18 protein-coding genes and 4 tRNA genes are annotated in these 21254 nt (G+C 59.6%); 6 read left to right on the top strand and 16 right to left on the bottom strand.

Going from position 1 to position 21254, the window contains the following annotated elements:
• Nucleotides 1-175: 175 nt before the first annotated feature.
• The 9 genes from ABTW55_RS09010 to pncC form a co-directional block, all read right to left on the bottom strand.
• Nucleotides 176-252, bottom strand: a tRNA-Arg gene (locus ABTW55_RS09010).
• Nucleotides 253-443: 191 nt separating this feature from the next.
• A tRNA-Arg gene (locus ABTW55_RS09005) sits at nucleotides 444-520 on the bottom strand.
• A 58-nt stretch (nucleotides 521-578) separates the two neighbouring features.
• Nucleotides 579-655 (bottom strand) — tRNA-Arg (locus ABTW55_RS09000).
• A gap of 3 nt (nucleotides 656-658) precedes the next feature.
• Nucleotides 659-751: transfer RNA gene (locus tag ABTW55_RS08995), tRNA-Ser, on the bottom strand.
• A 311-nt stretch (nucleotides 752-1062) separates the two neighbouring features.
• Entirely contained in the window at nucleotides 1063-1248 is a 186-nt protein-coding gene (gene csrA, locus ABTW55_RS08990; protein ID WP_004091602.1) for a carbon storage regulator CsrA, read from the bottom strand.
• A 252-nt stretch (nucleotides 1249-1500) separates the two neighbouring features.
• A complete protein-coding gene (alaS, locus tag ABTW55_RS08985) occupies nucleotides 1501-4128 on the bottom strand; it encodes an alanine--tRNA ligase (RefSeq protein ID WP_033649274.1) in 2628 nt (875 codons plus the stop codon).
• Between the two features lie 133 nt (nucleotides 4129-4261).
• Entirely contained in the window at nucleotides 4262-4774 is a 513-nt protein-coding gene (recX, locus tag ABTW55_RS08980; RefSeq protein WP_033649272.1) for a recombination regulator RecX, read from the bottom strand.
• Nucleotides 4775-4834: 60 nt separating this feature from the next.
• Nucleotides 4835-5899, bottom strand: a complete 1065-nt coding sequence (gene recA, locus ABTW55_RS08975; protein ID WP_004932541.1) for a recombinase RecA — start codon at nucleotides 5897-5899, stop codon at nucleotides 4835-4837.
• Between the two features lie 111 nt (nucleotides 5900-6010).
• Complete coding sequence (pncC, locus tag ABTW55_RS08970; RefSeq protein WP_060422394.1) at nucleotides 6011-6499, bottom strand: nicotinamide-nucleotide amidase; 489 nt, start codon at nucleotides 6497-6499, stop codon at nucleotides 6011-6013.
• A 243-nt stretch (nucleotides 6500-6742) separates the two neighbouring features.
• On the opposite strand from pncC, the gene ABTW55_RS08965 reads away from it, so the two are divergent.
• Entirely contained in the window at nucleotides 6743-8122 is a 1380-nt protein-coding gene (locus tag ABTW55_RS08965; protein ID WP_049213106.1) for an MFS transporter, read from the top strand.
• 11 nt (nucleotides 8123-8133) lie between these two features.
• Here the strand turns inward: ABTW55_RS08965 and chbG are convergent, their stop codons facing one another.
• The 6 genes from chbG to ABTW55_RS08935 all read right to left on the bottom strand — a co-directional run bounded on the left by chbG (nucleotide 8134) and on the right by ABTW55_RS08935 (nucleotide 14339).
• Entirely contained in the window at nucleotides 8134-8895 is a 762-nt protein-coding gene (gene chbG, locus ABTW55_RS08960; RefSeq protein ID WP_060422397.1) for a chitin disaccharide deacetylase, read from the bottom strand.
• A gap of 148 nt (nucleotides 8896-9043) precedes the next feature.
• Nucleotides 9044-9892, bottom strand: coding sequence for a transcriptional regulator ChbR (chbR, locus tag ABTW55_RS08955; protein ID WP_033637170.1), 849 nt, complete (start codon nucleotides 9890-9892; stop codon nucleotides 9044-9046).
• A gap of 15 nt (nucleotides 9893-9907) precedes the next feature.
• Entirely contained in the window at nucleotides 9908-11293 is a 1386-nt protein-coding gene (locus tag ABTW55_RS08950; RefSeq protein ID WP_060422400.1) for a glycoside hydrolase family 1 protein, read from the bottom strand.
• A gap of 43 nt (nucleotides 11294-11336) precedes the next feature.
• Nucleotides 11337-12698: a PTS N,N'-diacetylchitobiose transporter subunit IIC gene (gene chbC, locus ABTW55_RS08945; RefSeq protein WP_004932557.1), complete on the bottom strand. Its 1362-nt coding sequence runs from the start codon at nucleotides 12696-12698 to the stop codon at nucleotides 11337-11339.
• 12 nt (nucleotides 12699-12710) lie between these two features.
• On the bottom strand, nucleotides 12711-13028 hold the full coding sequence (locus tag ABTW55_RS08940; protein WP_004932561.1) for a PTS sugar transporter subunit IIB: 318 nt from the start codon (nucleotides 13026-13028) through the stop codon (nucleotides 12711-12713).
• 417 nt (nucleotides 13029-13445) lie between these two features.
• The gene (locus ABTW55_RS08935) at nucleotides 13446-14339 is read right to left on the bottom strand and encodes a LysR family transcriptional regulator (protein ID WP_060422402.1); all 894 of its coding nucleotides are present in this window, start codon (nucleotides 14337-14339) and stop codon (nucleotides 13446-13448) included.
• Nucleotides 14340-14445: 106 nt separating this feature from the next.
• On the opposite strand from ABTW55_RS08935, the gene ABTW55_RS08930 reads away from it, so the two are divergent.
• The 4 genes from ABTW55_RS08930 to ABTW55_RS08915 all read left to right on the top strand — a co-directional run bounded on the left by ABTW55_RS08930 (nucleotide 14446) and on the right by ABTW55_RS08915 (nucleotide 18066).
• The gene (locus ABTW55_RS08930; RefSeq protein WP_060419463.1) at nucleotides 14446-15246 is read left to right on the top strand and encodes an SDR family NAD(P)-dependent oxidoreductase; all 801 of its coding nucleotides are present in this window, start codon (nucleotides 14446-14448) and stop codon (nucleotides 15244-15246) included.
• A 12-nt stretch (nucleotides 15247-15258) separates the two neighbouring features.
• Nucleotides 15259-16230: an aldo/keto reductase gene (locus tag ABTW55_RS08925; RefSeq protein ID WP_039568911.1), complete on the top strand. Its 972-nt coding sequence runs from the start codon at nucleotides 15259-15261 to the stop codon at nucleotides 16228-16230.
• A 29-nt stretch (nucleotides 16231-16259) separates the two neighbouring features.
• The gene (locus ABTW55_RS08920; protein ID WP_230199956.1) at nucleotides 16260-17252 is read left to right on the top strand and encodes a hypothetical protein; all 993 of its coding nucleotides are present in this window, start codon (nucleotides 16260-16262) and stop codon (nucleotides 17250-17252) included.
• Nucleotides 17253-17448: 196 nt separating this feature from the next.
• Nucleotides 17449-18066 carry a Fic family protein gene (locus ABTW55_RS08915; protein WP_060422403.1) on the top strand — a complete coding sequence of 206 codons (618 nt, stop codon included), beginning with the start codon at nucleotides 17449-17451 and terminating at the stop codon, nucleotides 18064-18066.
• Here ABTW55_RS08915 and ABTW55_RS08910 read toward each other — a convergent pair.
• Nucleotides 18063-18230, bottom strand: coding sequence for a hypothetical protein (locus ABTW55_RS08910; RefSeq protein WP_162846236.1), 168 nt, complete (start codon nucleotides 18228-18230; stop codon nucleotides 18063-18065). The genes ABTW55_RS08915 and ABTW55_RS08910 overlap by 4 nt on opposite strands.
• Nucleotides 18231-18622: 392 nt before the next feature.
• Between ABTW55_RS08910 and mutS the strand changes: the two genes are divergently transcribed.
• Nucleotides 18623-21178 carry a DNA mismatch repair protein MutS gene (gene mutS / locus ABTW55_RS08905; RefSeq protein WP_060422784.1) on the top strand — a complete coding sequence of 852 codons (2556 nt, stop codon included), beginning with the start codon at nucleotides 18623-18625 and terminating at the stop codon, nucleotides 21176-21178.
• The last annotated feature ends 76 nt before the right edge of the window (nucleotides 21179-21254 follow it).

Here is a 21254-nt window from a genome sequence, read left to right as displayed (position 1 = left end):
ACTCCATGATCGTTGAGGAAAGAAAACTACTTTAGCGTAAAGCCGTTGGGTTGTCGCTGACTGCGTCATAACGGAATGTGCTATGCCCTATCGGGCGCAAAGGAGGACAGGGGTGAAGTAGAGAATGGTTAAATGCTGAAAAGCGAAAAACCCGCCGAAGCGGGTTTCTCTTAGATGGTGCATCCGGGAGGATTCGAACCTCCGACCGCTCGGTTCGTAGCCGAGTACTCTATCCAGCTGAGCTACGGATGCATTACTGTTTTTACTGCTTGCCTGCTTCGCTAATGAAGCCAGACTTAAAGAATGGTGCATCCGGGAGGATGATTCGGCGCTTGCGCCTCACCCTGCGGGCCGTTGCTGAAGCAACGTTATCCTCCCTAAGGGACACTTTCTTTTTTACTGCCCGCCTGAAGATTTCTCTTCGCAGTACGGGAAGTGAAGAATGGTGCATCCGGGAGGATTCGAACCTCCGACCGCTCGGTTCGTAGCCGAGTACTCTATCCAGCTGAGCTACGGATGCACAGTAATTCTTTGATACCCTATGGTACTTTGTTCCCAACTCTACCATACGGCTAATATGGTGCATCCGGGAGGATTCGAACCTCCGACCGCTCGGTTCGTAGCCGAGTACTCTATCCAGCTGAGCTACGGATGCAAATGGCGGTGAGGCGGGGATTCGAACCCCGGATGCAGCTTTTGACCGCATACTCCCTTAGCAGGGGAGCGCCTTCAGCCTCTCGGCCACCTCACCAAACGCTTCTTTTCGAATTGTGCCTAACTCGCTTTAGAGAAGCTCATCGGCACTGCGTGGCGCACATATTACTTTCTCCGACTTTTAAGTCAAACAATTTTTCCCAACTCATGCGCGTTTGCACAATTCGCACCCAACATGGGCGATTTCACGGCAAAAAGGGCGTTTTATCAACAGGCAACCGCCGCGTCTGTAGCAACAAAGCAGGAAACTAACCGGGAAAATAATCACGAAAAAGAAGAGGGAGGGCGAAGGAAGTGGGTAAAACGATGCAGTAGCGTCTCGTCTGGCAACGAGACGCTGCTTCGGAATCAGTAAGTCGTCTGCTGAGACTTCTCTGCCTGAATGCGCTGATAGATTTCTTCACGGTGAACCGAAACCTCTTTGGGGGCGTTCACACCAATACGCACCTGGTTGCCTTTTACCCCTAGCACAGTAACCGTAACCTCATCGCCAATCATGAGGGTTTCACCAACTCGACGAGTCAGAATTAACATTCTTTGCTCCTTGAAAGATTAAAAGAGTCGGGTCTCTCAGTTTCCCCGTCATTATCCATCATATGTGGTGAAAACGTAAGCCGCGCAACCCACAATAAGTGTAAGCAGACTTGGTCCCACCTCAGATAATGGTAAGTTTAGCCGACCTGAAAAACTTTGTTCCCGCAATTGTAACTAAATTGTGTTAGCACAGTATGAAAACGCCATAATCAACAAAGTATTATGGCGTTTGTGCGTGCTATTTATTTATATTCACAGCTTCGAGGCCACCCAGGCTTCTACGCTGTTTAACGCCGCTGGCAGGGCGTTGATATCCGTCCCCCCCGCCATCGCCATATCCGGGCGACCACCGCCCTTGCCGCCGACCTGCTGCGCCACGTTGCCGATCAACTCGCCGGCTTTCACGCGGTCAGTCAGATCCTTGGTCACACCAGCAACCAGGCTGACTTTGTCATCGGCCGTCGTTGCCAACACGATGATGGCCGAACCCAATTGATTTTTCAGGTCATCCACCATGGTGCGCAGCATTTTGGCTTCGACATTGTCCAACTGGCTGACCAACAGCTTCACGCCGTTAACCACTTTTGCCTGGCTGGACAACGAAGCGCTCTCCTGCGCCGCCTGCTGATCTTTCAACTGCTGCAGTTCTTTTTCCAGCGCGCGCGTGCGATCGAGCACCGAGCGCACTTTATCGGTCAGGGTGTTGCTGTCGCCCTTCACCAACTGAGCAACGTCTTGCAACAAATCGCTTTGCTGATGCAGCGTAGCGATAGCGCCAGCGCCGGTCACCGCTTCAATACGGCGGATGCCCGCCGCAGTGCCCGACTCGCTCAGAATGCGGAACAGGCCGATATCACCGGTGCGGCTGGCGTGGGTGCCGCCGCACAGCTCGGTGGAGAAGTCGCCCATGGTCAGCACGCGCACGTTGTCATCGTATTTCTCGCCGAACAGCGCCATCGCGCCCTTCTCTTTGGCATCTTCCAAGGCCATCAGCTCAGTCTGCACCGGCAGGTTACGACGCACCTGCTGGTTCACCAGATCTTCCACCGCGCGGATTTGCTCCGGCTTCATCGCTTCGAAGTGCGAGAAGTCGAAACGCAGGTATTTGTCGTTAACCAGCGAGCCTTTCTGCGCGACGTGGTCGCCCAACGTTTGGCGCAGCGCGGCGTGCAGCAGGTGAGTTGCGGAGTGGTTCAGACGAATGCTGTTGCGGCGCTCAGCGTCGATCTGCGCGTCCACGCGATCGTTCAGCTTCAGCGAACCCTGCGCCAGTTTGCCCTGATGGCCGATAGCCTGACCGTATTTCTGGGTATCGTTGACCGTAAACTCAGCGCCGGCGGCTTTCAGCACGCCTTTATCGCCGACCTGGCCGCCGGACTCGCCATAGAACGGCGTCTCATCCAGCACCACCACCGCCTCTTCGCCGGCGTTGATCTGATCGACCGGCTGGCCGTCGCGGAACAGCGCGATGACCGTCGCCTGCTGCTCGTCGTGATCGTAACCGCTGAACTGGCTGCTGCCGTCCACGCGGATCAGGCTGTTATAGTCGGCACCAAAGCCGCTGGATTCGCGCGCACGGCGGCGCTGTGCTTCCATCGCGTCTTCAAAGCCTGCTTCGTCGACTTTCAAACCGCGCTCGCGGCAGACGTCAGCGGTCAGATCGATCGGGAAACCGTAGGTATCGTACAGACGGAAAGCGGTTTCGCCGTCCAGGGTATCGCCCTGCAGCTTGGCCAGCTCTTCGTCCAACAGCGCCAGGCCACGCTCCAGCGTGCGGGCAAACTGCTCTTCTTCGGTTTTCAGCACCTGCTCCACCAGCGATTGCTGGCGTTTCAGTTCGTCGGCCGCCGGGCCCATCACTTCGATCAACGGCGCCACCAGTTTGTAGAAGAAGGTGTCTTTCGCGCCCAGCATGTTGCCATGGCGGATCGCGCGACGAATGATACGGCGCAGCACATAGCCGCGGTTTTCGTTAGACGGGATCACGCCGTCCGACACCAGGAAGGCGCAGGAACGAATGTGGTCGGCGATAACGCGCAGGGATTTGTTGTCCAGATCGGTTGCGCCGGTCACTTTAGCCACGGCGGCGATCAGGGTACGGAACAGATCGATTTCATAGTTGGAGTTCACATGCTGCAACACCGCCGCAATGCGCTCTAGACCCATACCGGTATCCACAGAAGGTTTCGGCAGCGGCAGCATGGTGCCGTCGGACTGACGGTTGAACTGCATGAAAACGATGTTCCAGATCTCGATGTAGCGGTCGCCGTCTTCTTCCGGGCTGCCTGGAGGGCCGCCCCAGATGTGATCGCCGTGATCGTAGAAAATCTCGGTGCACGGGCCGCATGGGCCGGTGTCGCCCATCTGCCAGAAGTTATCGGAAGCGAAAGGCGCGCCCTTGTTGTCGCCGATGCGGATAATGCGCTCGGCCGGTACGCCGATTTGCTTCTGCCAGATGTCGAACGCTTCGTCATCGGTTTCATACACGGTGACCCACAGTCGCTCTTTCGGCAGGTTGAACCAGTTTTCACCGGTCAGCAGTTCCCATGCGTAGCCGATCGCGTCGTGCTTGAAGTAATCGCCGAAGCTGAAGTTGCCCAGCATTTCAAAGAAGGTGTGGTGACGCGCGGTATAACCGACGTTTTCCAGGTCGTTATGCTTGCCGCCTGCGCGCACGCAGCGCTGCGAGGTGGTGGCGCGGGAATAGGCGCGTTTGTCGAGCCCCAGGAAAACATCCTTAAATTGGTTCATGCCGGCATTGGTAAACAGCAATGTCGGATCATTGTTAGGCACCAGGGAGCTGCTCGCTACAACCTGATGACCCTTACTATGAAAGAAATCGAGAAACGCTTGACGGATCTCAGCGGTGCTCTTGCTCATAATTTTCCTGGAAAGGCTAGAATAACGACACGTGAGCCGGTGACGCGTCATCCCGACGATGACAACCAGCTCACGAACAAAAAGTGGGGATAAGATAAATTTTCTTCAGAGGGAAGTAAAACCCCGTGTGCGCTCATTGCGCAAAATCACGGTAAATTGACTGAATTTCTTCCTGGAAGAAGCCGCGATAGAGCAGATAACGCTGCACTTTGGCTTTCTCTTTCCAGTCGGTTGGCAACGCATCGCCAAATTTTCGCTGCGCCACCTGTTTTGCCTGTTCACACCAGTCGATGTCGCAATCCGCCAGCGCGTCCTGCACCAGCGCTTTGTCGACGCCCTTTTGCATCAGTTCGCTGCGGATGCGCTGCGCACCGTAACCTTTACGACTGCGGCTGCCGATGTAGCTGTGAGCGAAACGCTTATCGTCCAGCCAGTTATGCTGGTAACAGTAGGCGATAACCTGCTCGATCAGCGCAGGATCCACCGGCTCTTCAACCACCGGCGGTGATGCCGGCGCATGTGGCCCCTTGCTGCCAAAACGGGCTTTCGCCACAAACGGCTGCGCCGCAAGTTTGCGGCGCAGTTCAGCTTCACTATGATCGCGTTGCGACAGCAGGCGCATGGCGCGGCTTAGCAAGTCATTCATCATTCAAGCCTGAATTTATGGGATATGCGCCACACGAACGGCGGCGCACATCTTCAGCGATTAGAACTGCTCGCTGGTTTCCGCTTCGTCGTCTTCGAAGTCGTCACCGGAAGCGGCCACCAATTCACCGCCGCTGTGCAGCAGCAGGTCACGCAGCTTCTTATCCAGCTCGGCGGCGATAGCCGGGTTTTCTTTCAGGAAGTTACAGGCATTCGCCTTGCCCTGGCCGATCTTCTCGCCGTTATAGCTGTACCAGGCGCCGGCTTTTTCGATCATCTTGTGCTTCACGCCCAGATCGACCAGTTCGCCACGGCTGTTGATGCCTTCGCCGTACATGATTTGGAACTCAGCCTGCTTGAACGGCGCAGCGATTTTGTTCTTCACCACTTTCACGCGGGTTTCGCTGCCCACCACTTCGTCGCCCTCTTTGATGGCGCCGATGCGGCGGATATCCAGACGCACCGAAGCGTAGAACTTCAGGGCGTTACCGCCGGTCGTCGTTTCCGGGTTGCCGAACATCACGCCAATTTTCATACGGATCTGGTTGATGAAGATCAGCAGGGTATTGGCGTTTTTCAGGTTGCCGGCCAGCTTACGCATCGCCTGGCTCATCATGCGCGCCGCCAGACCCATGTGCGAATCGCCGATTTCACCTTCGATTTCCGCCTTCGGCGTCAGCGCCGCCACGGAGTCGACGATGATGACGTCAACCGCGCCGGAGCGGGTCAGCGCATCACAGATTTCCAGCGCCTGCTCGCCGGTGTCCGGCTGGGAGCACAGCAGGTTGTCGATATCGACGCCCAGCTTTTTCGCATAGATAGGATCCAGCGCGTGCTCAGCGTCGATGAACGCACAGGTTTTGCCTTCGCGCTGCGCAGCGGCGATCACCTGCAGCGTCAGGGTGGTTTTACCGGAGGATTCCGGGCCGTAGATTTCGACGATGCGGCCCATCGGCAGGCCGCCGGCGCCCAGAGCGATATCGAGTGACAGTGAGCCGGTGGAGATCGTTTCCACGTCCATGGAGCGGTCTTCACCCAGGCGCATGATGGAGCCTTTGCCGAACTGTTTCTCAATCTGGCCCAGTGCCGCAGCTAACGCCTTTTGCTTGTTCTCATCAATAGCCATTTTTGCTCCTTCGTTTCGCAATGCCGGTGTTACCCCACACTGCCACTGAATGTATGTTGTGCAGGAAATGTCACTAATTATACTGTATGGTCATACAGTATCAAGCCTAATTTACAAAAATTCGTCGATGGCGGTTTGCAGCGCGAAAATCGTCGCCTGCAGCCGCACCGCATCGCGATCGCCCTCGAATTGCATCTTGCGTGACAGCCCCCGGCCATCGCTGCTGGCGAAGCCGAACCACACGGTGCCGACCGGCTTTTCCGCGCTGCCGCCGTCCGGGCCGGCGATGCCGCTTACCGAGAGCGCCAGATCGGCCCGCGCCGCACGCAGCGCCCCTATCGCCATCTCGCGCACCACCTCTTCGCTGACCGCGCCGTGCGCCGCCAACGTGGCTTCGCTCACTCCCAGCAGGTCGTGCTTCGCCGCATTGCTGTAGGTGACGAAACCGCGATCGAAATAGGCGGAGCTCCCCGCGATATCGGTAATGGCCTTGGCAATGCCGCCGCCGGTGCAGGATTCCGCGCAGGTGATCCAGCGGCCCTGAGCCTTCAGTTTTTCCCCCGCCAGCACGCTGAGCCGGCGCAGTTGGTCGTCACTCATAACCCCTCCCTCGCGAATTCAGGTATATGCGCCCGATAGTAGCATTTATCAAGGCGGCGCGACGGCTGGCGCGCAGAAATGCGCAGCGCCTCGCAGGAGGTGCGGTTTTAAGCGCCCGGCCAAGCTGCTAGTATCAAAAGAAGCGCCCCAGCGAGCGGCGGCGCACCAGCACAAGGAACATCACGGAGGCGGCACGCTGCGGCGGCGGCCTCAGGGCGCACCAGAAGAGATTAGGACGATAGCGTGAAAAAAACGTTGGGCGTATTCTTGCCGTTGTACACCACCACCCTGCTGCTGCTGTTGGGCTCGGGCCTGCTCACCACCTACGTCTCGCTGCGGCTGGCCTCCATCCACGTCAGCAGCGCGCTGATCGGCGCCATCATCGCCGCCAACTACATCGGGTTGGTGATCGGCGGCAAGGTCGGCCACTTTCTCATCGCCCGCGTCGGGCATATCCGCGCCTACGTGGCCTGCGCCGGCATCATTACCGCCGCGGTGCTGGGGCACGGCCTGACGGCGTTCATTCCCGCCTGGGTTGCGCTGCGCCTGGTGATCGGGCTGTGCATGATGTGTCAGTTCATGGTGCTGGAAAGCTGGCTAAACGACCAGGCGGAATCCAACCAGCGCGGCATGGTGTTCGGTTTCTATATGGCGGCGACCTATCTCGGCATGTCGCTGGGCCAGATCGTGCTGATGCTGCAAAGCAATCTGGGCATCGCCACGCTGCTGGTGATCGCTCTGTGCTTCGCGCTCTGCCTGGTGCCGATCGCTCTCACCACCCGCACCAATGCGCGCCACATGTCGCCGGCGCCGATGGAACTGCGTTACTTTGTCGGCGCCATTCCCAAGGTGCTGGCCACCACGCTGGTGATCGGCATGGTGGTAGGTTCGTTTTACGGCCTGGCGCCGGTCTACGCCAGCCTGCAATCCTTAAGCACACAGCAAACCGGCCTGTTCATGGCGCTGGCCATCTTCGCCGGGCTGGTGGCGCAATTCCCGCTCAGTTGGCTGTCGGATCGCTATAACCGCCCCTTGCTGATGCGCCTCAACGCCATTTTTCTGATCGTGGCGGCGCTGCCGCTGGCGCTGCTGCCGCACATCGATTTCCCGCTGCTGCTGGCGGTGGGGTTCGTCGTCAGCATGCTGCAGTTTACGCTCTACCCGCTGGTGGTGGCATTGGCCAACGATCTGATCGAGCCGGAGCGTCGCGTCTCGCTGGCCGCCTGCCTGCTGATGGCGTTCGGCGTCGGCGCCAGCATCGGGCCGCTGGCGGTCGGCGCGCTGATCGAGCCGCTTGGCGGCAATATCCTGTACGCCTTCTTCGCCCTGTGCGGCGTGCTGCTGGCGGCCCTCAGCCGCACGGCGAAAGCGGAGGAGCCGCAGCTGGCGCAGGACGCGCCGGTGCCGCACATTCCGCTGCCGGACAGCCTCGCCAGCTCGCCGCTGTCGCCGGCGCTCAATCCGACCTTTGATGAGCAGATCATTCACGACACCATGCCGCCGCCGGAAGCGGCGCCCGATGTCGACGAGCCGCAGCCTGAAGAACAGGAAACGGAGCACTTGCCTCAGGGCGCCGATCCGCAAGAGGACACCGGCCTGAAAAAGGCGCACGCCATGCTGTAAACGGCGCGGAGCTACAGATCCAGGAAAGAGCCCAGCAGAAAACCGCGTTCGGCGATCGCCGCTTTCAGCGTCGGCGCGGTCAACACATCCAGCTCGACGAGGCGCGGGTGGCAGTATTTGCTCAGCAGGATCGTCGTGTCGAGGAACGCCGGGTGGCACATCATTTCCAATGACTCGGCGCCCTGCTCGTCAGCGCGCGCCAACCGCTGCAGGAACAAGGCTTCGGAAATCGTTTCGCCGTAGAATCCCGCGTCAAACGCGTCGGTGCTGCAGGGCGTCTGCAACGCAATATCGCGCCGTTTCGCCTCTTCGCGATCGAGGCGCAGCGGCAGACCCTGCGCCTGCGCAAACGCCTCCACCAGCGGGTAAATCTGCGGCTGCATATGTACATGGTGGTGGCTGTCGATGTGCGTCGGCGGCCTGCCGAACAGCGTCACAAACCGCGTGAACTGGCGCTGCAGCTCCTCCTGGATCTCGTCCAGCTGCAGCTCGCCGGCCTCGGCGCGGCGCCACAGCCATTTGCCCAATTCGCCATGCTCGTTGACCAGCGAAGGCATGGCGCCCAGCGGCCTGCCATGGGTCAAAACGAAATGCAGCCCGATCGGCAGCCCCGGATATTGCCGGCTGAGCGCCGCCGCGTGCTGTGCGCCGCCGCCGTTCACCATCGCCGTGGTAGAGGAAACGACGCCATGCTGATACGCCTCGATAACACCGTAGTTTTGCCCCTTGCTCAGGCCGAAGTCATCGGCATTCACGATCAGTAGTTTTTCCATAGTGGCTCCCGCAGGATGAATTTTTGGCAAGGGAAGCCCGACCGACCGGCGCGGCATTCCCCTTCGCTAAGGTAAAAATCGAATGATTAACCGGCCGGCGGCCTGAAGCTCATCGGCATATCGGCGTTGATACTGATCGGGAGCGGCCCTAAAGAGGGCCGTAGCACTTTTTTCGGTAGTTGCCTGGGGTCACATCGGTGAGCCGCTTGAAGTTTTTAATGAACAGGCTGACATCGCCATAGCCGGAATCGAAGGCGATATCGGAAACCGAATAGTTGGTGACCTCCAGCTGCGTCTTGGCGAAGTTGATGCGGATCTCATTGATCACCTGCATCGGCGTCTTGTGGTAGTAACGCCGCATCGCCCGGGTCAGATATTCCTGGGTTTTCCCCGACAGCGCCACCATGTTAGCCAACGCCCTTTCGCCGAACATCGCCTTGTCATGCATGCCGGCCAGGGTGTTCTTCAGCCACTGCGGGATATCATCGCCGCCGTCGTTTTCTTCTTTATGGTGACGAATACGGCTGATCACATAGAAGGTCAGCGTTTCGAGAAATTCGGCGAAGTCGTCCTCGCGAAACTGCGGCGAACTCACCACCGATTCGATATAGGCCAAAAACTCGTTTCTCAGGCTGTAGGCCTGCGAGGCGACGAAGCAGCGCGGCAGCTGCTGCAAATAGTGCTCTTCAAAGAACGCTTTGCTGACCGCCACGTTGAAGATTTTCGTCGCGCCGAACTCGTAAAAGCTCTGGTGGTAGGAGCCGATGGGGATAAAGACGAAATCCCCGCGCTCCAGCAGCACCCGCTTGCCGTTGATCTCCTGATAGCATTTGCCGCTCAGCACGATGGTGAACTCGTAATAGTCGTGCTGATGCAGCCCGGTGGCGCTTTCCACCTTGTTGTAGATAAACAGGTGAAAATCTTTGCAGTTAAAAAAATCCTGCTCGCGAATCAGCTTCACGTCGTTGGCACTCAGCGAAATTCGGTTGTCGGACACGGCGCCGGCCTCCCGTTAGTCAAATCCGTTGCGTCTGGCCGCCTCGGCAAACCAGTAGCCGCTTTTCTTGATGGTGCGGCGCTGATCCGCCCGATCCAGCCGCACCAGCCCATAACGATTCTTGTAGGCGTTCAGCCAGGACCAGCAGTCGATAAAGGTCCACAGATGATAGCCTTTGCACTGCGAGCCTTCCGCCAGCGCGCGGTGCAGCCACTTCAGGTGCTCGCGAATAAAGTCGATGCGGTAATCGTCCTCCACCCGCCCATTGGCGCCGATAAACGCCTCTTCGCCCTCAACGCCCATGCCGTTTTCCGAAATATAACAAGGCAGGTTGCCGTAGTTCTCTTTCAGATCCATCAGGATGTCGTACAGCCCCTTTTCGTAGATCTCCCAGCCGCGGTGCGGATTGATTTTGCGGCCCGGCATTGCATAGTAACTGAACAAATCCTCCGGCGATGCGATCGGCCCCTCGGCACGACGCCCCTCTTTCGCCTGCACCCTGCGCGGCTGGTAATAGTTGACGCCGAGGATGTCCACCACGCCGCTTTCAATCAGCGGCGCATCCTGCGGCTCGCAGCAGGGCATCAGCCCATGCCGCTCCAGCAGCTGCAGCAACGCCGCCGGATAACGCCCTTTGGCGACCGGATCGAGGAAACTGCGGTTGAGCAGCAGATCGGCGTCATGCGCGGCCTGCCGATCCTCCGGCGCGTCGGAACGTGGATAGGTCGGGCTCAGATTCAGAATGATGCCGATGCTCCCCGGCAGCTCCCGCGCTCTGAAACGCTGCACCGCCATGGCGTGCGCCAGTACGCTGTGATACGCCACGGTGACCGCCCGTTTGAAGTCCACCACGCAAGGGTAATGCAGGTCATTCAGGTAACCGGCCTCCACCGGCACGATCGGCTCGTTGAAGGTGAACCAGTGGGTGACCCGATCGCCAAACAGGCCGAAGCAGATATCGGCGTAACGCGCATAGGCTTCGACCACCGCCCGGCTTTCCCAGCCGCCGCGCTGCTGCATGCACAGCGGCATATCGAAGTGATAGAGATTGATAAACGGGGTGATGCCCTGCGCCAGCAGCTCGTCGATCATCGCGTTATAGAACGCCACCGCCTGCGGGTTCACCTCGCCGTCACCGTCCGGGATCAGCCGCGACCACGAGATAGACGTTCTGAAGGTATTGTGGCCCAGCGTTTTGAGCAGCCCGATATCGGTGCGGAAATGGTCGTAAAAGGTCGAGGCCTCGGCCGGCCCCACCCGATCGTGAAAGCGCTCGGGCGCGATCTCGTACCAATAGTCGAAGATGTTGCGGCTCTTGCCGTCCCGCGCGGCCGCCCCTTCAGACTGCGGCGCGGAGGTGGCGCTGCCCCACCAAAACCCGTCGGCAAATTGATATTCCATACTCGCGTCCCTCGCAGGGCGGCCGCGCCGCCCCGTTCCACAGTTAGAATTTCAGCGCCTTGGCGATGTCTTCTTCGCTTTCCGTCGCCGCGTCGATCTGGCTCTGCGCCTTGTTGGAGATCGCCACGAACGGCAGATAAATCACGGTGGCGACCGCCAGGTTAAACAGGCTCAACAACATGGCCATGATGCTGCCGTTGGTGTTGAAGAACGCCCCCAGGCCGACCGGCATGGTCCAGGGCGCGATGTTGGTGATAGGCGGGATCAGCCCGGAATAATAAGCCAGCGAGGTGATAATGGTCAGCACCGGCTGCACCAGGATGAACGGAATGAACATCACCGGGTTCATGATCACCGGCAGGCCGAACAGAATCGGTTCGTTGATCTGAAAAATGCCGGACGGCGTCGCCAGCTTGGCGACCTGGCGGTAATCCTCGCGGCGCGAGGCGATGAAGATGGCGATGATCAGGCCCAGCGTCGAGCCGGTGCCGCCGAGGTAAATGTAGGAGTCGACGAACGGCTTCGCCCACATGTGGAACTCTTTCCCGGCGGCCACCGCCGCTTCGACCGAACCGTATTTGTTGTACAGCTCCACGTTTTCGAGTGCGAACGGCGTCATGATGCCGCTGTCCAGCGCCGCCAGCGCCATGGAGCCGTGCACCCCAAAGAACCACAGCAGCGAGGAGAACAGCACGTACACCCAGCCTACCACGCTGCCCATCTTGGCCAACGGCGCCGAAATGCCGTCCATGATGATCTGGTGGAAGTTGGTGCCCCAGTGCGCCAGCGCGAACGCCACCAGCCCCATGATGGAGAGGATGATGAAACCGGGGATCAGCGCCGAGAAGGAGCGCGACACCGAAGCCGGCACGCTGTCCGGCAGGCTGATCACCCAGTTGCGCCGCACGATGAAAGCAAACATCTCGGCCACCACCAGCCCGATCACCATACCGGAAATGATGTTGGCGCCGCCCAGCCAGTTGGCGCCCACCGCATAGGCCTCGCCGACGTTGAACGGCGTGACGGTCATAAAGGCCGCCACCGCCAGCAGCGCCGAGGCGAGCGGATCGACCTTGCGCTCTTCGGCCAACGCCATGCTGATAAAGAACGGCGTCATCAGGGACATGATCCCCAGCGTGCCGTTGTACACGCTGCCGCCAATGCTCTTCAGGCTATTGAGCGTCTCGATGGTGGAGGCGTCCAGGCGCACGCCCAGCGAATAGAAGAACGATCCTTCGCCGAAGCTCAGGAACACGTTGTTAATCAACACGAACATCGCCCCGGTCAAGGTCAGCGGCATCAGGCGGATAAAGCCGTTCTTGATGGCGTTGACGTGGGGCTGCTTGCCGATTTTTACGGCGAAAGGCAGGATAACCTTCTCGAGCGAGGCAATGAGGGTATTCACGGCGGCCTCCTGTTATTGGTTGGCTTTCTTGATGGCGGCCACCGCGGCCTTCAGCACGCCCAGCCCATCGACCTTGCCGTACAGCAGCGGATCGATGACTTCAACGGGTTTGTTGGGCAGCTGTTTTTGCACTTCCGGCAAGGTGTAGGCAATCTGCGGCCCCAGCAGGATCAGATCCGCTTCAACGCCTTTCTCCGCAGCCAGCGCTTCCGGGTAGGCGGCGATGATCACCGGCACTTCGTATTTCTCGGCCTGCGCCTTCATTTTTGAAACCAACAGGGAAGTGGACATACCGGCAGAACAAAACAGATAGATTTTTTTCTTTTCCATACCAAGCACCTCAGATAATCAAAAAAACCCCGTGTTATTTGTATGCCAGATGCAATCACGATTGCTTCACGCACATTCCTTATGAAAATTTCCGTCACGTTGCCCTGGTTGCAGACAGTATACGGAGCATGAAAAACGGATCGGTAAGCCAGGGGAGAGAATAACCGTCTCTCCTTGACCTGATGGCTTGACCCCCTTCACATTTCGCATAAAAAAATAGTGTGACCGGGCTCTCAAATAACCGATACAAACTCAGAATATTCGCAATAAATACTCAAATAACAATTATAAACAGACAGTTATAAACACGCCGAGCATTTAAGGGTTTATTTGCGCCTGAACAAACGAAAAGAGAATAAAAATAGTTCAAGCTTGATTCGCCTGCTGCTCTCCGAACGCGATGGCAGGCGAAGAGGATTAGGTGGGCAGACGCAGCAACTCGATCACCGTGGCCAGCGCCACGGAATGGTTCCTGCGGTTGGGGTAATAGAGGTAAAAACCGGGAAACGGCGCGCACCAGTCGGCCAACACTCGCCGCAACCGCCCGCTCGCCAGGTGTTCTTCCACCTCCTGCTCGATGGCGAATGCGATGCCGACGTGCGCCAACGCCGCCTGCAGCAACAGCCTGGCGTCATCCACGATCAGCGGGCTGTTGACCGCCACGGTAAATCGCTGCTCGCCCTGCTGAAATGCCCATTTGTAGCGCTCGCCCGAAGAGGCCTTGCGCCAACCGATGCAGCGGTGCTGCAGTAAATCCTGCGGGTGCGTCGGTTCGCCGTGCCGTTGAAAATAGTCCGGCGTGGCGACGATGGCAAAACGCAGCTCCGGCGTCAGACGCACCGCGCGCATATCGTTGTGCAGATCCTCGCCGAGCCGAATACCGGCGTCAAAGCCTTGCTCGACGATGTTGGCGAACCCTTCGTCCGCCACCACCTCCAGCGTAATGCCGGGATATTCGCTGGCCAACCGCCCCAGATGCGGCACGATGGCGAGATCGATCGCCGAACGCGGCGCGTTGATGCGCACCAGGCCGCGCGGCCCTTCGCGAAACGCATTCAGGCTCTCCAGCGCGGCGTCGATGTCGGTAAAGGCCGGCACCAGCTGTGCCAACAGATGCTCACCGGCCTCCGTCGGCGAAACGTTGCGGGTGGTGCGGTTCAGCAGGCGAATGCCCACCTGCGCTTCCAGTTCGCGCAGGGTGTGGGTCAGCGTCGGCGGCGTCACGCCCAATCGGGCGGCGGCGCGGCGGAAGCTGCGTTCACTGGCGATAGCCACGAAGGCCGCCAGGCCGGACAATTCGGGTTTCTTCATGCTATTAATATAAATTATCTAATAGTGAGATGAATTTTTAGCGGATAGTTATCCGTTATCTAACAACATAGCATTACGATCGAACCCATTACCAGGTATCGATGCGATGATTAATGCTACAGCTCCAACTCATGAAACGCCGCGCCGTCTGGCGGACAAAGTCGTGCTGGTGAGCGGCGGCGGCACAGGCATCGGCCGCGCCGCCGCGCTGGCCTATGCCCGCGAAGGCGCCAAAGTGGCGCTGGCCGGCCGACGCGCGGCGGAAATCGAAGCCACGGCGCGCGACATCGCGCTCGCCGGCGGCGACGCCCTGCCCATCGTGGCCGACGTCTCTCAGGAAGACGATATCCGTAGGCTGCTCGCCACGGTGACCGCCCACTACGGCCGGCTCGACGTCGCCTTCAACAACGCCGGCATCATCGGCAACTTCGCTCCCATCACCGAACAGACCAGCGAAGATTTTGACCGGGTGATCGCCATTAACCTCAGAGGCGTCTGGCTGGCGATGAAATACGAGATTGAAACCTTCCTGGCTCAGCGCTCGGGCGGCGTGATCGTTAACACTTCCTCCTGGCTGACCCACGGCGCGCTGGCCGGTTCATCCAGCTACTCCGCCAGCAAAGGCGCGCTCGATGCGATGATCCGCGCGGTGGCGCTCGAATACAGCGGCCAGGGCATCCGCGTCAACAACATCAACCCCGGCATCATCGACACGCCGATGGCGCGCGGCAGCGTGGCCGACAGCGCGGCGTTCGCGCCCTTTATCGCCCATACGCCCGCCGGCCGCCTGGGCGAATCGGAAGACATCGGCGATGTGGCGCTGTGGCTGGCGACGGACGAAGCCCGCTTCATCACCGGCCAAAGCCTGCTGGTGGACGGCGGTTACACCATCGCCGGCATGCGCTGAGGAGACGACGCCATGAACTACGTTCGGCTTGGCGACAGCGGCCTGAAGGTGTCCCGCCTCTGCCTGGGCGGCATGACCTACGGCGATCCGGCCTGGCGCCCCTGGGTGCTGAAGGAGGATGAAGCGCGCCCCTTTATCCGCGAGGCGCTGGAAGCGGGCATCAATTTCTTCGATACCGCCAACATTTACTCCGGCGGAGAAAGCGAGCGCATTCTCGGCCGCGCGCTGAAGGCGTTCGCCCGTCGAGAAGACGTGGTGATCGCCACCAAGGCTTACTTTCCGATGGACGCGCAGCCGAACAGCCGGGGGCTGTCGCGCAAGCACCTGCTGCACAGCATTGACGCCTCCTTGCAGCGGTTGGGAACGGATTACCTCGATCTGTTCGTGCTGCACCGCTTCGACACCGAAACGCCGATCGAAGAAACCGCCGACACCCTCGATGGCCTGGTGCGGGCGGGCAAGATCCGCTATCTCGGCGCGTCTTCACTGCACGCCTGGCGCCTGATGAAAATGCTGGCCTTTCAACGTCAGCACCGCCTGGCGCCGTTTATTTCGTTGCAAAGCCAATACAACCTGGTGACGCGTGAAGACGAAGAAGAGCTGATCCCGCTGTGCCTGGAGGAAGGTCTTGGCCTGACGCCCTGGTCGCCGCTGGCCCGCGGCGTGCTGGCCGGCTCCGGCAGTGGCGGCACGCTGCGTGCCGCCACCGACGAGCAGGCCCCCCGTTGGTACGGCGGCAGAAACGAGGTCGAACGCACCGTCGCTGCGGTAGCGGAGGTGGCGGCCGCGCGCGGCGTTCCTCCGGCGCAAATCGCGCTGGCCTGGCTGTTGGCCAAACCCGGCGTGGCATCGCCGCTGGTGGGCATGTCCAAGCCACACCATCTGCAGGATGCACTGGCGGCGCTCGACCTCAGGCTATCGCAAGAAGACGTGGCCGCGCTGGAGGCGCCAATGGCGCACGCTGCCCGCCCCGAACGTTGGTAGCCCCTTTTCCTTCATTCCAGGAGAGAAACATGTCATACGCTGTGACCGCGCGAGCGGCGTTATTCACCCTCGCTACTGCATTCACCCTCAGCGCGCCGGCGCAGGCCGCCGTCGATGCGCACTGTACGGAAAGCAGCATGACGCTGCCGCCCGGCGCGCTTTATCCCAACGGCATCGCCCGCGCGGCGGACGGCACGCTGTATGTCGGCCTGATCACCAGCGGCAACGTGCTGCGCAAACGGCCGGGTAAAGCGTGGGAAACCTTTTTCCCCGGCGCTGACACGGTGTTCGCCTCAAACGCGCTGCGGCTGGACGAACGGCGCGGGCTGCTGTGGGGCAATTCGCCGGACTTCCTCTCCGGCGGCAAAACGCGCGCCAACCGCATCTACGCGCTGAACGTCGCGGATGGCACGCTCAACCGCAGCCTGGCGCTGCCGGCGGGAGAAATGGGCAACGATATCGTGCTCGGCGCAGACGGTACGGTGTACGTGACGGAAACCCGCGGCGGCGGCATCCTGCGCCTGCGGCCGGGCGAAGCGGCATTCAGTACGCTGTATCAGGATCCACGCTTAGCGGCCCCCAGCGGGCTGGGCGCCGCCGGGATCGTGCTGCTCGACGACCGGCTGCTGGCTGTCGCCAATTTCGGCACCGGTAAGCTCTACACCCTCCGCTATAACGATCCAAAGCCGCAGCTGACGGAAATACAGCTGCCGCGCCTGATTGAAAACCCGGACGGGATGGGGTTGGCACCGGACGGCGCGCTGATCGTGCTGGAAAACGGGATCCAGAGCGGCCAGGGGCGGATCCTGCGGATCCCGTCTCCCAAGGCGGCAGGCATGCACCGGATTGAGGTCTTGCGCGAAGGCATGGAATCGCCGGTCAATCTGACTATCACCCCACAAGGCTGCGCCTTCGTCAGCGAATCGCGCATTCGCCACCGCCTGCTGCCCGGCCATGAATCCGAAGTGCCCGACAGCTTCCGTCTCTATCAACTGCCCCTGCCCCTCACCGCCGCGCAATAAACTCCACGCCGCCTCAGCGGGCGGCGACTTGCGTTGTGCCGTTAACATCCAATGAATTGAAAATATTTATTTCGATGGTATTAATCAGAACTATGATTAATTCTAACTTAACAAACTGATTTTAATTAAATTGTTCCACTACACATCGCTGATTATACTTGCCTTATCCCCCACCTCATTATCATCGAGCGTATTCATGAGCCGATACCATATTTCCAGCAGCGAAGGTCAATATGAGAAAGAATCCGGCGAGCGAGTTCTAGCCAATAAGCTGGGTATCACCGATAGCGACGAACTCGACGGCGCCGAGTTGGTGTTGCTGGAGCAGCTCTACCGTTCCGTTTTCGAACAGCACTTTCCATTAGGAAGAATCACCGTCGAGATGCTTAAGGGATGGCATCACCGCTGGTTAGGCAATATTTATGCGTGGGCTGGACAAGCAAGAACCGTCAATATCAGCAAAGGAGGCTTCATGTTTGCCCCTTCGACGCGATTGCCCAAACTACTGGACGATTTCGAAGTGAAATACCTGGCAAGTTACACACCTTGCTCAGACATGAGCGAAGAACAGCTGATAGAAGCGATCGCGATAATCCATGTTGAACTGATACTCATACACCCTTTTAGAGAAGGGAATGGCCGTTTGTCACGGCTGTTGGCCGATGTGATGGCGGTTCAGGGTGGGCATAAACCGTTGGATTATCAAAGCTGGGAACAAAACAGAGCCCAATATATCTCGGCTATTCACTCGGGTATGAACATGAACTACGAGCCGATGAAACACTGGGTCAACCAAGCACTAAGAAAGTATTAGGCAAGGCGCAGATGAGCGAATTTTTTACGCACTTCTTCTAAAGAAGCTTCAATTCTGGCTGAAGGTTGACCTGTTTCAACCGCCGTTGATGTCGCCACTGAGCGGGCAATGTCCGTACGAGATGGCTTAACATAACCCACCGGCACTTTTTTAGTATTACTCATGACGCCCCCCGATCAGAAAATTCATTGATGAGATTATATCAAGGATTGTACATAACTTCATGCCCCTCACCGCCGCGCAATAAACTCCACGCCGCCTCAGCGGGCGGCGACTTGCGTTGTTGCCCGCAGGCGAACGACAATCTCGCTTCGTTACAACTCCTCCTTGCGCAGCGCTTCCCATTTTTACCTGTGACAGCCGATTGCCCGCTGGGCTAGTATAAGCGTCTGTGCAAACCTCGGGTTTGAGCGCGCCGTTTGGCGTTTTGATGATTTGATTTGCGCCGCCCGCCAAGCGCTGAATGGGGCGGTGCCTGCTGAAACAATGTGATAGCGAATGACGACAATGAAAATCACAGTTCCCTTTACATTCAATGGATTGGAAAAATAATCGCATGAATAGCACCGATAAACTCGATTCGCATACGCCGATGATGCAGCAGTACCTGCGCCTCAAGGCCCAGCATCCTGAAATCCTGCTGTTCTACCGCATGGGCGACTTCTACGAGCTGTTTTACGACGACGCCAAGCGCGCTTCCCAGCTGCTGGATATCTCGCTGACCAAACGCGGCGCCTCGGCGGGTGAACCGATCCCGATGGCCGGCGTGCCGCACCACGCGGTAGAGAACTACCTGGCCAAGCTGGTGCAGCTCGGCGAGTCCGTCGCCATCTGCGAGCAGATCGGCGATCCGGCCACCAGTAAAGGGCCGGTCGAGCGCAAAGTGGTGCGTATCGTCACGCCCGGCACCATCACCGACGAAGCGCTGCTGCAAGAGCGCCAGGACAACCTGCTGGCGGCGATCTGGCAGGACGCGCGCGGCTTCGGCTACGCCACGCTGGACGTGAGCTCCGGCCGCTTTCGCGTCGCCGAGCCGCAGGATCTGGAAACCATGGCCGCCGAGCTGCAGCGCACCAATCCGGCCGAGCTGCTCTACCCGGAAACCTTCGAACAAATGGCGCTGATCGAACAGCGCCACGGCCTGCGCCGCCGCCCGCTGTGGGAATTCGAGCTTGAGACCGCGCGTCAGCAGCTCAACCTGCAGTTCGGCACCCGCGATTTGACCGGTTTCGGCGTCGAACAGGCGCACCAGGCGCTGCGCGCCGCCGGCTGCCTGCTGCAGTACGTCAAAGATACTCAGCGCACTTCGCTGCCGCACATTCGCGGCATCACCATGGAGCGCCAGCAGGACGGCATCATCATGGACGCCGCCACCCGCCGCAACCTGGAACTGACGCAGAGCCTGTCCGGCGGCAGCGACAACACGCTGGCGGCGATCCTCGATCGCACGGTCACGCCGATGGGCAGCCGCATGCTGAAACGCTGGCTGCACATGCCGACCCGCGATATCAAGGTTCTCACCGCCCGCCAACAGGCGATCGGCGCATTGCAGGAGCTGTTCACCGATCTGCAGCCTTCACTGCGTCAGGTGGGCGATCAGGAGCGAATTTTGGCGCGTCTGGCGCTGCGCACCGCCCGGCCGCGCGATCTGGCGCGCATGCGCCATGCTTTCCAGCAACTGCCCGACATTCGCGCGCTGCTGCAAGATGTGGATACCCCGCACGTGCAGCAGCTGCTGTCTCAGGTGGGCCAGTTCGACGAGCTGCGCGAGCTGCTGGAGCGCGCGGTCATTGAATCCCCGCCGGTGCTGGTGCGCGACGGCGGCGTGATCGCCCCCGGTTACAACAGCGAGCTGGACGAGTGGCGCGCACTGGCCGACGGCGCCAGCGATTACCTCGATCGGCTGGAGATCCGCGAGCGTGAAAAGCTGGGGCTGGATACGCTCAAGGTCGGCTTCAACGGCGTACACGGCTACTACATTCAGGTCAGCCGCGGCCAAAGCCACCTGGTGCCGATCCACTATGTGCGCCGTCAGACGCTGAAAAACGCCGAGCGCTACATCATCCCGGAATTGAAAGAGTACGAAGACAAAGTGCTCACCTCCAAGGGCAAGGCGCTGGCGATCGAGAAAAGCCTGTACGACGAGTTGTTCGATCTGTTGCTGCCACACCTGGCGGAGCTGCAGCAAAGCGCCGCCGCACTGGCCGAGCTGGACGTGCTGGCCAACCTGGCCGAGCGCGCCGATACCCTGAACTACGCTTGCCCGACCATGAGCGAGCAGCCGGGGATCCGCATTACCGAAGGCCGTCACCCGGTGGTGGAGCAGGTGCTGAGCGAGCCGTTTATCTCCAACCCGCTCACCCTGTCGCCACAGCGCCGTATGCTGATCATTACCGGCCCGAACATGGGCGGTAAAAGCACTTATATGCGGCAAACGGCGCTGATCGTGCTGATGGCGCACATCGGCAGTTACGTGCCGGCCACCAAGGCCACCATCGGCCCGGTGGATCGCATCTTCACCCGCGTCGGCGCGGCGGACGATCTGGCTTCCGGCCGCTCCACCTTCATGGTGGAGATGACCGAAACCGCCAACATCCTGCACAACGCCACCGAGCACAGTCTGGTGTTGATGGATGAAATCGGCCGCGGCACCTCCACCTACGACGGCCTGTCGCTGGCCTGGGCCTGCGCCGAGAACCTGGCCAACCGCATCAAGGCGATGACGCTGTTCGCCACCCACTACTTCGAGCTGACGACCCTGCCGGAGAAAATGGAAGGCGTGGTCAACGTGCATCTGGACGCGCTCGAACATGGCGATACCATCGCCTTCATGCACAGCGTGCAGGACGGTGCCGCCAGCAAAAGCTATGGCCTGGCGGTCGCCGCATTGGCCGGAGTACCGCGCGACGTCATCAAGCGCGCCCGCCAGAAGCTGCGCGAGCTGGAGTCTATCTCCAGCCACACCGCCTCGGGCAGCGTCGATGCCACCCAGATGACGCTGCTGCAGGAAGAAACCTCGCCGGCGGTTGAAGCCCTGGAAGCGCTGGATCCGGATTCCCTGTCGCCGCGCCAGGCGCTGGAATGGATCTACCGGCTGAAAAATATGGTGTAGTCTGGCGCCAAACTCGAGCATAAAAAAACGGTGAGCATGACGCTCACCGTTTTTATTTGATGCGGTTCAACAACCG

This window comes from Serratia sp. SM04 (assembly GCF_040280225.1).
In the GTDB taxonomy this organism is placed as follows: Bacteria; Pseudomonadota; Gammaproteobacteria; order Enterobacterales; family Enterobacteriaceae; genus Serratia; species Serratia sarumanii.
Note: the sequence above shows the minus strand (reverse complement) of the source record. Positions and strands in the feature narration are given on the sequence as shown.